Below are 14,131 nucleotides of genomic sequence, written 5' to 3' on the forward strand. Positions count from 1 at the left end.
TAAATGGCTACTAAGGTATTAATCGTAGATGATGCAGCATTCATGAGAATGATGATTAAGGATATTCTTGTAAAAAACGGATTTGATGTAGTAGGAGAAGCAGAAAACGGCGCACAAGCTGTTGAAAAATATAAAGAAACATCTCCTGATCTAGTCACAATGGATATCACAATGCCAGAAATGGACGGGATCACAGCATTAAAAGAAATTAAACAAATCGATGCTTCTGCAAAAATCATTATGTGCTCAGCGATGGGACAACAATCAATGGTTATTGATGCCATTCAAGCAGGTGCAAAAGACTTTATCGTGAAGCCATTCCAGGCAGACCGTGTACTTGAAGCAATTAATAAAACGTTAGGCTAAAAAAGGGTGTAAGACTTGTTGAAAAAACGTTTGATATGTATAGCAATGATCAGTTTTATGCTTTTCTTGACAGCGCAGCCCGCCTCACTGTTTGCTGAAACAAAAGATCCTGAAAATGGCACAGTGAATGACTGGCTCAAAGATGAGAAAGAAAGCAAAAAGGATACAGAAAAGAAAACCACTGACAATCAAACGAATCCGGCAGAAGAAGTTCCCTCTTCTTCTGTCTCCATTATGGATTTTGTCAAAATGATTGGTGCCTTACTTTTTGTCATCCTGCTCATTTACGGATTGGTGAGATTTGTTGGAAAGCAAAACCGCTTACTCAAGCCATTTCGCTATGTTGAAAATATTGGCGGAACGACGGTTGGTCAAAATCGTTCAGTTCAGCTGATCAAAGTGGGCAAACGAGTATTAGTTGTCGGCGTAGCAGACTCAATCCAGCTGCTAAAAGAAATCGATGATGAACAAGAATGCGAAGCGATTGTGAAACAATACGAAGAAGCGATGGAAAGTAAGACTGACTTACCGAAAATGATGCAAAAATTAACATCGCAAGTGAAGAAACACGATCAGCCGACCACTTCTTCTTTTTCAGCCAATTTAAAGGCGCAGCTAGCCGAATTGAAAAAGACCCAATCAGAAGTCAGAAAGAAAGGCCCGAAACAAAATGAATGAGTTTATCGATTTATTTAATTCCAGTGGCGCAGGAAATATTAGCACATCTGTCCGTCTTCTTTTATTGTTAACTGTATTTTCAGTTGCACCAGGCATTCTTATTTTAATGACCTGTTTTACACGGATTGTGATTGTTCTTTCGTTCGTCAGAACATCACTTGCAACCAACTCAATGCCGCCAAACCAAGTGCTTGTAGGACTTGCTTTGTTTCTCACATTTTTTATTATGGCACCCACGTTCTCAGAGATTAATAAAGAGGCACTCACGCCGCTGTTAAATGATGATATTACGTTAAATCAGGCCTATGAAAAAGCCGAAGTGCCAATTAAAGAGTTTATGAGTAAACATACGAGACAGAAAGATTTGGCTTTATTTCTTAGTTACGCAAAAATGGATACCCCTGAATCGATTAAAGATATTCCCTTAACGGCGATGGTACCAGCATTTGCAATTTCAGAATTAAAGACGGCATTTCAAATTGGTTTTATGATTTTTATTCCATTTTTAATTATTGACATGGTGGTCGCAAGTGTCCTGATGTCGATGGGGATGATGATGCTTCCGCCAGTTATGATATCGCTCCCTTTCAAAATATTGTTATTTGTATTAGTTGATGGATGGTATTTGATTGTTAAATCTTTGCTGCAAAGCTTTTAGAGTAGGTGCTTAAAACATGAGTTCAGAATTTGTCATTACGATGGCTGAAAGATCAGTGTATGTTGTATTACTTGTCAGCGGGCCGCTTCTAGCGCTCGCACTAATCGTGGGACTAATTGTCAGTGTGTTTCAGGCGACAACCCAAATCCAAGAACAGACGCTTGCGTTCATTCCAAAAATTGTTGCGGTGCTCATTGGACTTGTTGTGTTTGGTCCGTGGATGCTTTCAACAATTGTGTCATTTACAACAGAGCTGTTCTCGAATTTAGATCGATTTGCAGGTTAATCAGAGATGTCAATCATAGAATTATTTCCTGCCTTTCTTCTCGTTTTCATTCGGATCACCGCTTTTTTCGTGACAGTGCCGCTATTAGCGCATCGAACGATACCAGCAGTTCACAGAGTTGGTTTTTCGCTGTTTTTGGCTGTCATTAGTTTTAGCACCATTAAAGAACCGCCAGCACTCGATATCGACGGTCTTTACATGATGCTTGCCGTGAAAGAAGCAATGGTCGGACTTCTTCTTGGACTGATTGCATATATCATGGTGTCCGCAGTTCAAATTGCCGGCTCATTCATCGATTTTCAAATGGGTTTTGCAATCGCCAATATTATTGATCCACAAACAGGGGCGCAAACGCCGCTGATGGGGCAGTTTTTTTATACGGTGACCTTGCTACTGATGCTGGCAACAAATGCACATCATTTGCTGCTTGATGGAATCTATTACAGTTTTCAATATATTCAAGTTGATCAGTATGCGCTGAACTTCGGTAGTGAATCCTTTGCTTACTTTATTGCAAAGAGCTTCAACCAAATGTTCATCATAGCCTTTCAAATCTCAGCACCTGTTGTGGCTAGTTTGTTTTTAGTCGATTTGGCATTAGGAATTGTGGCACGTACAGTTCCACAAATGAACGTATTTGTCGTTGGACTTCCCATTAAAATGGGCGTGAGTTTTATTATGATCATCATTTGTATGGGTGTCATCTTCGGGGTCGTACAAAATACATTTGAAACGATTGTGCTCACCATGAGGAATTTCTTAGCATTGGTCGGTGGTTCGTCATGACGACAAGACTTAGACTCGACTTGCAATTTTTCGCAGGTGAAAAAACAGAAAAAGCAACACCGAAAAAAAGACGGGATTCACGTAAAAAAGGGCAGGTTGCCAAAAGTACCGACGTCAATACAGCCATCTCATTTCTACTAATCTTTTTATCATTCTTTTTTATTGGGCCTTTTATGAAAGAGCGTATTATTGCGCTCATTGAACGTTTTTATTCAACAACGATGCTAATGAAGGTTAGCACATCTAATATTCACCAGTTATTCTTGGAATTGCTTCAAGAGACAGGTCTCCTCCTCATGCCAATTCTTGGTGTTGGGATGCTTGCAGGGATCATTAGTAACTATTTGCAGGTTGGCTTTCTCTTTTCGACAGAAGTAATCAAACCGAAATTAGAAAAACTCGATCCAATCAAAGGGTTTAAACGAATATACAGTATTCGAGCACTCGTTGAGCTATTAAAATCCATTTTGAAAATTGGTTTTGTTGGTTTTGCGACATTTATCGCTCTATGGATGCACTTTGACGAAATCTTGCGGCTCCCTCTACTCACTGCAGAGGAAACCCTTCATTTCGTGGCAAATATGACCTTGATTATGGGGCTATATGCAGCAGGTGCTCTTCTGATCTTAGCCGGGCTTGACTACATGTATCAGAAATTTGATTATGAAAAAAACTTACGGATGTCTAAACAAGACATCAAAGATGAGTATAAAAAATCAGAGGGTGACCCGCTCATAAAATCAAAAATTAAACAGCGGCAAAGGGAAATGGCCATGAGACGGATGATGCAGGAAGTCCCAAAAGCGGACGTCATCATTACAAACCCGACCCACTACGCAATTGCCTTGAAATATGACGAAGAAAAGATGGACGCGCCGTTTGTTGTGGCAAAGGGAACAGATATTTTGGCTTTGAAAATTAGAACAATTGCGAAAGAACACGATGTCATGACTGTAGAGAACCGGCCGCTCGCCCGTGCCCTCTATGATCAAGTGGATATCAACCAAGCGGTGCCGGAAGAATATTTTAAGGCGATCGCAGAAATTTTGGCTTACGTATATAAAACGAAACAAAAGATTTTATGAATTTTTGGTTTTAAAAGGAGAGAACAGGCATGTCAGCAAGAGATTTATCTGTTTTATTCAGTGTTATTTTAATCGTGGCGATGCTGGTCATACCGTTTCCGCCCGTCCTATTAAGTATTTTAATTATTATTAATATTTCTCTTGCGCTTATCGTGCTTCTCACCACAATGAACATGCAAGAACCACTGCAATTTTCCATTTTTCCATCTTTGCTTTTGCTCTTAACACTGTTTCGTTTAGGGCTTAACATCTCTACAACCCGTTCTATTTTATCAACTGGAGATGCTGGTAAGGTTGTCGAAACGTTTGGATCATTTGTTGTTGGGGGCAATATACTCGTTGGTCTGGTTGTCTTCCTTATTCTGATCATCATTCAGTTTGTTGTCATCACCAAAGGGGCAGAGCGTGTATCAGAGGTTGCGGCCAGATTTACACTCGATGCGATGCCAGGTAAACAGATGAGTATTGACGCAGATTTGAATGCAGGAATGCTGACAGAAAGTGAAGCTAGAAACCGCCGTGAAAAAGTAGCCAGAGAAGCAGACTTTTATGGTGCGATGGATGGTGCAAGTAAGTTCGTTAAAGGGGATGCCATCGCAGGTATTATCATCGTCATTATCAATATTATTTTTGGCATCATTATTGGGATGATTCAGCAAGGAATGTCAATTCAAGAATCAGCTTCCCACTTTACTCTGTTAACAGTAGGGGACGGAATTGTTTCCCAGATCCCTGCACTTCTTATTTCAACAGCGACAGGGATTGTTGTCACGAGAGCGGCTTCTAACGGAAACCTTGGTTCAGACATTACGGGTCAGCTCTTTGCCTTCCCTGCCATGCTTTACGTCACAGCAGGTACGATCTTCCTGCTTGGATTGTTTACGCCAATTGGCGTACTTTTGACAGGGCCGATCGCAGGTTTACTTGCACTCGGTGCGTACATGATGTCGAAAAACAAACAGGATCAAGAAGAGATTGAAGAAGTACTGGAAGAACAGGCAGAGGTAGAAGAGATGAAAAGTCCAGAAAGCGTCATTCATCTCCTGCAAATGGATGCCATTGAATTTGAATTTGGCTACGGGTTGATCCCGCTTGCAGATGCCAATCAAGGCGGAGACCTGCTAGACCGAATTGTCATGATCAGAAGGCAGCTTGCTCTTGAACTAGGTCTTGTCATTCCAGTTGTCCGTATTCGAGACAACATTGCGCTGAACCCGAATGAATACAGGCTCAAAATAAAAGGGAACGAAGTGGCAAAAGGAGAGCTGCTGCTCGATCATTACTTAGCGATGTCTCCAACGCCTGATGATGATCCGATTGAAGGAATTGAAACAATCGAACCATCCTTTGGTCTGCCGGCAAAATGGATATCAGAAGCAGAAAAAGATCAGGCTGAAATGCTTGGCTATACAGTGGTCGATCCAGCATCTGTTGTGTCTACCCACATCACAGAGAAGATTAGACAAAACACCCATGAACTGCTTGGACGCCAAGAAACGAAGCAATTAATCGATCATCTGAAAGAAAGTTATCCAGTTCTAGTAGATGAGGTAACACCGAATCCACTAGCGGTCGGGGATATCCAAAAAGTACTTGCAAAGCTTCTGAAAGAAAAGGTCTCCATTCGAAACCTTGTGACCATTTTTGAGACACTTGCAGACTACGGAAAATTAACGACTGATACTGACTTGCTAACAGAGTATGTTAGACAGGCACTTGCAAGACAGATTACTGCACAGTATGCAAGAGAAAATGAATCACTGAAAGTCGTGACATGCTCAGGCCGAGTCGAAAAGGTGATTGCAGACAGCGTGCAGCAAACAGAGCATGGGAACTACTTATCGTTAGATCCAGAATCCTCTGAAAGTGTGATTCAATCAGTGGCGAGAGAAATTGAACAGCTTTCGCTTCGTCAGGAAACGCCGGTTCTATTATGCTCACCTCCTATAAGAATGTACGTCAAACAGTTGTTAGAAAGATATTTCCCAGATTTACCGGTACTATCTTATAACGAACTAGAAGCAAATGTGGAAGTACAGAGCATCGGAGTGGTGGATATCTAATGAAAATGAAAAAAATCACAGCGAATTCTATGCAGGAGGCAACGATTCAAATCAGGCAGCAGCTTGGGAAAGATGCCGTCATATTAAATTCGAAAACCGTTGTCAAACGAAAGCTGTTCGGTTTAAAGAAACAGCAAATGGTCGAAGTGATTGCAGTGCTGGATCAAGATTTTGAAGAAAGAGCTGGTAAAGGATTACAACCAGCAGCTGCGCCTATCCCGGTGTTACCGAAAAAGGAGCAGACTCAACACCTTACACAAGAGCTGCCGGCTGCTGCTCAAGCAGTCAAAGCAGCGCCTTCTCATTCTCAGCCTATAGAATATGCAAGAAACGAACGCCATGCCGGGATCTTGCCGGATTCTCTCATGAAAATGGATCAAAAGCTAAAGGATCAAGGTCTTGATGATGAGATTCGAGATGAGTGCTTAAAGGGTCTTTTAACAAAAGGTGCTGTGAAAGAAGAGCAGATTGAAAAAGAGCTTGAAAAACTACTCACAGGGATGCTGCCGGCTCACACTTCTGATGAGCCGATGATTCGTTCGAAATACATTGTGCTGTTTGGTTCAACTGGTGCTGGTAAAACGACAACGATTGCAAAGCTTGCTGCGAAAACGGCTATTCAGCAGCAAAAGAAAATTGCTTTTATCACAACAGATACGTACCGGATTGCAGCGATTGAACAACTAAAAACATATGCTGAACTGCTGAATGCACCTCTTGAGGTTTGTTATTCAAGAGAGGACTTTGTGAAAGCACAGCAGACCTTTAAAGACTATGATCATATTTTCATCGATACAGCAGGCCGTAACTTTAAAGAAGAGGCGTACATCAAAGAGCTGACAGATATCATTCCATTTGATGAAAGCATTCAAAGTTTTCTCGTCATGAGTGCGACATCGAAATATCAAGATATGAAAGCCATGGTCAAACGTTTTGAACACGTTCCAATCGATCAATTTATTTTTACAAAAGTTGATGAAACAGACACGATGGGAACGATCTTTCAAATCATTGCAGAATCTCAAATCGGGCTCGGGTTTTTAACAAATGGTCAAAATGTACCTGAGGATATTCTTGAGAGTTCCCCCCTTGATTTGACAAGGATGGTCTTACAATGATGAAGCCTGACCAAGCCGAAGGTTTAAGAAAGCTTGTTCAGCAGAATCAACTGATTGTACCGAACTCTCTTCATGCGAATGGACAGGCGAAAACCATTGCTGTCATGAGCGGTAAAGGCGGAGTAGGTAAATCGAATTTGACGCTGAATATGGCACTGTCTATCGCAAGTACGGGCAAGCAAGTGCTCATCATCGACCTCGACTTTGGCATGGGGAATATTGATATTTTACTAGGGAAAACATCGACCAGCTCCATATTAGACGTGCTTGTTAGAAAAAAATCCTTCCAAGCGGCTATGACAAAAGGAACGGACAATCTGTATTACATTTCTGGCGGAAGCGGGCTTGACCAGCTGTTTTCTTTAGACAAAGATCAATGGTCGTTCTTTTTAGAAGAGATGGAGAAAATATTGAATGACTTTGATTGTATATTCTTTGATATGGGTGCAGGCTTGTCAAAAGATCAACTCCCATTTGTTTTATCGGCAGGAGAAGTGGTCGTTGTGACAACGCCAGAACCAACATCCATCATGGATGCCTACAGCGCAATTAAGCACTTAGCCATTCATCAGTTTGAACAGTCTGTTCAAATCATCGTCAACCGGTGTAAAACCCCGTCAGAAGGGTCTGAAACGTACCGGAAATTAGCAGGAGTGGTGACGTCCTTTCTACACCGAAAGCTTGTATTTGCTGGTGCGGTACCTGATGATCCAGCTGTTCCTAAAGCAGTCACTGAACAAATGCCATTTTATATGAAGCAGCCTCATTCAAGGCTAAGTAAAACCATTAAAATGCTGGCTGAAACACTTTATCATCAGCAGATAAGAGAGGCACAGAGAGAGCAGCATACGTTTATAGATAAGTTGTCCTCTTTTTTTAAAAGGAGGAAAGTGGACTCATGATTAGAGTGCTTGTAGTAGATGACTCGGCTTTTATGAGAAAACTCATCAGTGATTTCCTAAGTGCCGAGCAAGAAATTGAAGTCGTCGGAACGGCGAGAAATGGAGAAGATGCCTTAAAACGGATTAAGGAATTGAATCCAGATGTTGTCACACTTGATGTGGAAATGCCTGTTCTAAATGGAACAGAAGCATTAAAACAAATTCTGGCTGAACACGACCTTGCTGTGATTATGGTGTCAAGCCAGACGAAGCAAGGGAAGGAATTAACCATCCATTGCTTAGAACTCGGTGCTTTTGACTTTGTGACAAAGCCTTCAGGAAGTATTTCGCTCGATTTACACAAAGTAAGAGGTCAAATTGTAGAGCGGGTACTTGCGGCAGGCCTGTCTAGAAAACGTACTGAGAAACAAGTTTCTCCTAAGCCGTTCATGAAGCCGCCAAGTCCAATTCCAGCGGCCGCTCCTCGTCTGCAAGAAGTAAGAAGCGGCTCATCACTCCGAAAGATTATTTCAATCGGAACTTCTACGGGAGGGCCTAGGGCGCTTCAACGAGTCGTCACGAAGCTGCCAAAAGACATAGAGGCGCCGATTTTGATTGTGCAGCATATGCCGGCAGGATTTACGGCATCGCTGGCTACTAGATTAGATCATTTATCACAAATTACGATCAAAGAAGCTCAAGATGGAGACATCGCTAAAAATGGAGTGGCTTACATAGCTCCTGGTGGATTGAATATGTCACTTCATGAACAAGGGGCAGCTTTAGTGATCAGGCTGTCCACAGAAGACACTGACAGCCGTCACAAACCTTCTGTTAACTATTTATTTGAATCCATCAGCAACATAAAAGGTTACGAGAAAATCGCTGTCATTATGACAGGAATGGGTAGTGACGGCACAGAAGGTGTCAAAAAAATGGTCGCAAGTGGTCATACAAAAGTCATTGCAGAAAAAGAAGAATCATGTGTTGTTTTCGGAATGCCTAAATCAGTCATTAAAGCAGGCCTTGCACATGAAACAAGGCATGTGGATGACATCGCACATGCAATTATAAGCTCCATGAAAAAAGAGAGGGCGTGAACACGTTGGATGTAAACCAATACTTAGATATCTTTTTAGATGAAAGCAGAGAACACTTACAAACTTGTAATGAAAAACTTCTTGAATTAGAAAAGAACCCAACAGACTTGCAGCTAGTGAATGATATATTCAGAGCCGCTCATACACTGAAAGGCATGAGTGCAACGATGGGCTATGATGATATGGCTCAATTAACACATCATTTAGAAAACATGTTTGATGCCATCAGAAACGAACAAATGATTGTCACTCCTGAATCAATGGATACGATGTTTGAAGCACTCGATCACCTTGAAGCAATGGTTCAATCGATTGCAGAGGGCGGGGATGGAAAACGTGATGTCACGGAGATTAGTAAAAAACTAGATGTGACAGGAAGCCATGCAGAAACAGCATCTGCCGTTGAGACAGCTGAAGCATCATCAGCTGCAAGCGACCTAAATTATAACGAATTTGAGCGTACAGTTCTTGATGAAGCAAGAGAACAAGGCTTTAAATGTTATGAGCTGACCGTGACATTAAGCGACGCATGCTTATTAAAAGCCGTTCGTGTCTATATGATTTTTGAAAGACTGAACGAAGCAGGAGAAGTTGTCAAAACGGTTCCGAATGCAGAACTTTTAGAATCAGAAGATTTTGAATCTGAATTCAGCATTTCTTACTTATCGAAACAGCCGATGGAAGAAGTGAAAAAAATCGTGACAGCGATCTCAGAGGTTGAACAAGTGGAGATTTCTGAAGTCTCTGCCTTTGAAGAAGCGGCTCCGGCTGAAACAAAAGCAGCGAAACCTGAGCAGAAAAATGAAGAAGCCACAGTTCCTGCCACTAAAGCGCCAGCAAACGATGCGCCAAAAGCAAATGGCAATAACGGTGCAGCTGCCGGCGGAACGAAAACGATCCGTGTCAACATCGATCGTCTAGATTCACTTATGAACCTGTTTGAAGAGCTTGTCATAGATAGAGGACGTTTAGAACAGATTGCCAAAGAACTTGAAAACAACGAACTCACGGATACAGTGGAAAGAATGTCCCGTATTTCTGGAGACCTGCAATCGATCATCTTGAACATGAGAATGGTACCTGTAGAAACGGTGTTTAACAGATTCCCACGTATGATTCGTCAATTGACGAAAGAGCTCAATAAGAAAATTGAACTGATCATTGAAGGTGCTGAGACAGAGCTTGATCGAACAGTGATCGATGAAATTGGCGATCCGCTCTTACACTTACTTAGAAACAGTCTCGATCACGGGATTGAATCACCAGAAGAACGTGTGAAAAAAGGCAAACCAGAAAAAGGAACCGTTCTATTAAAAGCGTATCATAGCGGAAACCATGTCTTCATTGAAGTAGAAGATGATGGCGGCGGGATTAACCGTAAAAAGGTCCTTGAAAAAGCATTAGAGCGCGGGGTTATTACAGAAAGAGAAGCGGAAACGCTTGAAGATCACCAAATTGATTCATTGATCTTTGCAGCAGGGTTCTCTACAGCTGATACGATTTCTGATATTTCGGGCCGAGGTGTAGGTCTTGACGTTGTGAAAAACAAGCTGGAATCATTAGGTGGTTCTGTGAGTATTAACTCAACAGAAGGTCAAGGCTCACTGTTCTCAATTCAGCTTCCACTCACATTATCGATCATTTCCGTCCTTCTTGTGAAACTAGAGGAAGAAACATTTGCTATTCCGATTTCTTCTATTATAGAAACGGCTGTCATTAAGAAGAGTGACATCCTTCAAACGCATGATCGTGAAGTCATTGATTTCCGTGGATTTATCGTACCGGTTGTGTACTTGAAGAAACAGTTCAACGTACCAAATGCGAATGATTTAGAAGAAGAACTGCACATTATTGTTGTCCGTAAAGGAGACAAGCTAACAGCATTTGTGGTCGATTCGTTTATCGGTCAGCAAGAGGTTGTATTGAAATCACTTGGAGATTACCTACCAAACGTATTTGCGATATCAGGCGCAACAATCTTAGGTGACGGTCAGGTTGCACTCATCGTTGACTGTAATGCACTGATTAAGTAAAAAACAATAGAGGAGCGGTCTGAAATGAGTACAGATATCAAAACTGGCGAAAAGATGATTGTGTTTATCGTAAACAAAAAAGAATACGCCATTTCAGTATCAGAAGTAAAGTCCATTGAAAAATGGCAGCAGCCGACAAGAGTTCCTGGCGTTGCCCCTTATATATGCGGTGTCATTAATCTACGTGGTGTCGTGACACCTGTCATTGACCTTAGAGTGAGACTTGGATCAACTGACAACGAGATTACAGACGAAACAAGAATGATTATTGTACAAGTTGGTGACATTGAAGTCGGCTGGATTGTTGATGAAGCAAATGATGTCATTACTGTTCATCAGGAAGAGGTAGAATCTTCTACTGATACAGCTGAAAAAGAAGGACTGTCATGGGTGACAGGTATTATTAAGCATGATCAGCGTCTATTCAATATCATTCATGCTGGTGCGGTCCTCGACAAGAGCGTGCAAGATGCACCTGTTCATTAAGGGGGATGTGAGATGAGCATTTTCAATGAAATTAAAGATGAACAGCTAGATATATTAAGTGAGGTTGGGAATATCGGAGCAGGCCATGCAGCGTCTGCTCTTGCCAGCCTATTGAATCGCAAAATTGATATGGCTGTTCCTTTTGTCAAAGTTCTCTCGTTTGAAGATTTAATGGATTTCTTTGGTGGAGCAGACCTTCCAGTTGCCAGTATCTTTTTGCGAATGGAGGGTGATCTTACCGGTTCAATCTTTTTCATTATGCCGTTTGAACAAGCTGAACAATTTGTAAGAGAGCTTGTTCAGGACCCAGCATTTGATATTGATACGATTCATGAACACATGCTAGGAACATCAGCGCTTCATGAGTTAGGAAATATTTTAGCAGGCTCTTATTTATCAGCACTTGCCGATTTAACAAAACTGCAGCTTCACCCAAGTGTTCCAGATGTCACGCTCGACATGTTTGGGGCTGTCATTAGTGAAGGATTAATGCAGTTTAGCCCTCTCGGCGATCAGGCGATTGTGATTGATACATCTATTTTTGATGATCAAAATCAGCAAGAGCTGAAAGGAAATATGTTTCTATTACCAGACTTTGAATCGTTTGAAAAACTGTTCAAAGCATTAGGTAACCTATAATGAACGTGCAGATTCCGGCAGTTGTAAAGGTTGGTATAGCGGATGTTCAGCTTGTGAAAACACCGGACCGTATTCGGACATCCGGTCTCGGTTCTTGCGTAGGACTTGTCCTTTTTGACCAAGAAAAAAAACTGGCAGGACTTGTCCATGTCATGCTTCCAGACTCCTCTCTTTCAAAAGGAGCGGTAGAGAACTTGGCTAAGTATGCAGATACAGGTGTCAAGCATACAATTGATCTGCTCTTAAAAGAAGGAGCGCGCAAACATGCGCTAAAAGCGAAGCTTGCTGGCGGCGCAGAAATGTTTAAATTTAAGTCAACCAATGATCTGATGAGAATTGGACCTAGAAATGTATCAGCTGTGAAAGAACATCTGTCTCTTCATCATATCCCGATCATTAGTGAGGACACGGGCGGAAACAATGGACGCACGATTGAATTCGATCCGCTTACAACAGAACTTGAGATCCGCACTGTGAAACAAGGCATTATGAAGATATAACTAAGGAAGTATAGGGGGAGAAAGATGCAATCCTTAAATTACGAAGATCAGGCGCTATGGGCTAGATGGAAAGAGTGGAAGGACCCAGCTGCTGGAGATGATCTTATGCGCCGCTATATGCCGCTCGTCACATATCATGTTGGAAGAATTTCCATCGGTCTCCCGAAGTCAGTGCACAAAGAAGACTTGATCAGTCTAGGGATGCTCGGTTTATATGATGCCCTTGAAAAATTTGACCCCGGAAGAGATCTGAAGTTTGATACATATGCATCCTTCAGAATTCGTGGGGCCATCATCGACGGTCTTCGTAAAGAGGACTGGCTGCCTCGTACATCAAGAGAAAAAACAAAAAAAGTAGAAGCGGCAATTGAAAAGCTTGAACAGCGATATTTACGAAATGTGACACCAACAGAGGTTGCTGAAGAACTCGGCATGAGTGAACAAGATGTGGTCACAACGATGAATGAAGGGTTCTTTGCGAATTTGCTCTCGATTGATGAGAAGCTGCATGATCAAGAAGACGGAGAAAACGTTCAAGTCATGATTCGCGACGAAAAGACTGTGACACCTGAAGAAAAAATGCTGAAAGATGAATTAATTGAACAGCTTGCCGAAAAAATGACAGAGCTTTCGGAAAAAGAAAAGCTTGTGATAAGTCTTTTCTATAAAGAGGAATTGACGTTAACGGAAATTGGTCAAGTGCTTAATTTATCGACCTCCCGCATTTCGCAAATTCATTCAAAGGCATTGTTCAAGCTTAAGCATCTGCTTGATAAAGCCATTCAATCTTAAAGAGTTAGTGAGTGAAAAAATATGCTATGGCTGATTAGCTTTATGCTTCATGCTGCACTTATTTATTTTGTGATCATTTTATACACGAGAATGAATTCGCTGAAGGCAACAGAACAAAAGCAGCGAGAGCTTTTAGAAGAAACGGAAAATACCCTGGCTGCATTTTTGATGGAAGTCAAAGAAGAGAATGAAAAACTATCAAAAGCTGCAGCCACTTCCCCTGATTTTTCTGCTGAAGAGCTGAAATCGGATCTTCAGACACCAAAGCAGCCACAACCACCAATTGAATCCCTGCAATCGGTAGAAAGTGAAGATCCAGTTCCAGAGCACCTGTCGACTCTCCTTAGCGAAGTTGAGGTGCAGGAAGAGAAGGTAAACGAACCCGTTTCAAGTCTCGAAACAGAAGCTTCTACGCCTTCTGAAAGTGAAATAGAAGAAACATTCGAGGAACAAGTAAAGGCCTTATATGATCAAGGGCTATCATTAGAAGAAATAGCGAAAGAATTAAAAACGGGCAAGACAGAAATCGAACTTTTATTAAAATTTAGCGGAAAGCTGTAAAGGATTCTTGATTGTCAGTCCATCATGTGTTATATTATTTCTTGGTGTTAAATACACACGCTTAATGATTCGTATGAAGGTGCTGCCGTGGCGCAGTTT

The 14,131-nt window shown here is 41.7% G+C and carries 16 protein-coding genes; all 16 read left to right on the plus strand.

The window, feature by feature from the left end; translation table 11 throughout:
* The first annotated feature begins 3 nt into the window (after positions 1–3).
* From V7L95_RS14780 to V7L95_RS14855, 16 genes are read left to right on the plus strand one after another with little or no spacing between them, the layout of a single operon-like run.
* Positions 4–366 (plus strand): response regulator, encoded by a 363-nt coding sequence (locus V7L95_RS14780; RefSeq protein WP_007499584.1) that lies wholly within the window; start codon positions 4–6, stop codon positions 364–366.
* An 18-nt stretch (positions 367–384) separates the two neighbouring features.
* Positions 385–1,044, plus strand: coding sequence for a flagella biosynthesis regulatory protein FliZ (gene fliZ / locus V7L95_RS14785; protein WP_024720357.1), 660 nt, complete (start codon positions 385–387; stop codon positions 1,042–1,044).
* Positions 1,037–1,702, plus strand: coding sequence for a flagellar type III secretion system pore protein FliP (fliP, locus tag V7L95_RS14790; protein ID WP_007499580.1), 666 nt, complete (start codon positions 1,037–1,039; stop codon positions 1,700–1,702). The genes fliZ and fliP overlap by 8 nt, the downstream gene beginning before the upstream one ends.
* 16 nt (positions 1,703–1,718) lie before the next feature.
* The gene (fliQ, locus tag V7L95_RS14795; protein ID WP_003211206.1) at positions 1,719–1,988 is read left to right on the plus strand and encodes a flagellar biosynthesis protein FliQ; all 270 of its coding nucleotides are present in this window, start codon (positions 1,719–1,721) and stop codon (positions 1,986–1,988) included.
* Between the two features lie 6 nt (positions 1,989–1,994).
* Entirely contained in the window at positions 1,995–2,774 is a 780-nt protein-coding gene (gene fliR / locus V7L95_RS14800; RefSeq protein ID WP_007499578.1) for a flagellar biosynthetic protein FliR, read from the plus strand.
* Entirely contained in the window at positions 2,771–3,859 is a 1,089-nt protein-coding gene (gene flhB / locus V7L95_RS14805; protein ID WP_007499576.1) for a flagellar biosynthesis protein FlhB, read from the plus strand. Before fliR ends, flhB begins: the two co-directional genes overlap by 4 nt.
* Before the next feature lie 29 nt (positions 3,860–3,888).
* On the plus strand, positions 3,889–5,922 hold the full coding sequence (gene flhA / locus V7L95_RS14810) for a flagellar biosynthesis protein FlhA (protein ID WP_007499573.1): 2,034 nt from the start codon (positions 3,889–3,891) through the stop codon (positions 5,920–5,922).
* Positions 5,922–7,040 (plus strand): flagellar biosynthesis protein FlhF, encoded by a 1,119-nt coding sequence (gene flhF / locus V7L95_RS14815; protein ID WP_017359083.1) that lies wholly within the window; start codon positions 5,922–5,924, stop codon positions 7,038–7,040. The genes flhA and flhF overlap by 1 nt, the downstream gene beginning before the upstream one ends.
* On the plus strand, positions 7,037–7,942 hold the full coding sequence (locus V7L95_RS14820) for a MinD/ParA family protein (protein WP_025207333.1): 906 nt from the start codon (positions 7,037–7,039) through the stop codon (positions 7,940–7,942). Before flhF ends, V7L95_RS14820 begins: the two co-directional genes overlap by 4 nt.
* Positions 7,939–9,021, plus strand: a complete 1,083-nt coding sequence (locus V7L95_RS14825) for a chemotaxis response regulator protein-glutamate methylesterase (RefSeq protein ID WP_017359081.1) — start codon at positions 7,939–7,941, stop codon at positions 9,019–9,021. Before V7L95_RS14820 ends, V7L95_RS14825 begins: the two co-directional genes overlap by 4 nt.
* 5 nt (positions 9,022–9,026) lie before the next feature.
* Positions 9,027–11,054 (plus strand): chemotaxis protein CheA, encoded by a 2,028-nt coding sequence (locus tag V7L95_RS14830; protein WP_017359080.1) that lies wholly within the window; start codon positions 9,027–9,029, stop codon positions 11,052–11,054.
* A 24-nt stretch (positions 11,055–11,078) separates the two neighbouring features.
* The gene (locus V7L95_RS14835; RefSeq protein ID WP_007499568.1) at positions 11,079–11,540 is read left to right on the plus strand and encodes a chemotaxis protein CheW; all 462 of its coding nucleotides are present in this window, start codon (positions 11,079–11,081) and stop codon (positions 11,538–11,540) included.
* A 12-nt stretch (positions 11,541–11,552) separates the two neighbouring features.
* Entirely contained in the window at positions 11,553–12,179 is a 627-nt protein-coding gene (locus V7L95_RS14840) for a chemotaxis protein CheC (RefSeq protein ID WP_007499567.1), read from the plus strand.
* Entirely contained in the window at positions 12,179–12,679 is a 501-nt protein-coding gene (locus V7L95_RS14845) for a chemotaxis protein CheD (RefSeq protein ID WP_007499566.1), read from the plus strand. Before V7L95_RS14840 ends, V7L95_RS14845 begins: the two co-directional genes overlap by 1 nt.
* Before the next feature lie 24 nt (positions 12,680–12,703).
* Positions 12,704–13,471 carry a FliA/WhiG family RNA polymerase sigma factor gene (locus V7L95_RS14850; RefSeq protein ID WP_007499565.1) on the plus strand — a complete coding sequence of 256 codons (768 nt, stop codon included), beginning with the start codon at positions 12,704–12,706 and terminating at the stop codon, positions 13,469–13,471.
* A 21-nt stretch (positions 13,472–13,492) separates the two neighbouring features.
* Entirely contained in the window at positions 13,493–14,032 is a 540-nt protein-coding gene (locus V7L95_RS14855; protein ID WP_017359079.1) for a hypothetical protein, read from the plus strand.
* Positions 14,033–14,131: the final 99 nt, after the last annotated feature.

Source organism: Bacillus sp. PPSBB_11, assembly GCF_038023285.1.
GTDB classification, from domain to species: Bacteria; Bacillota; Bacilli; order Bacillales; family Bacillaceae; genus Bacillus; species Bacillus altitudinis.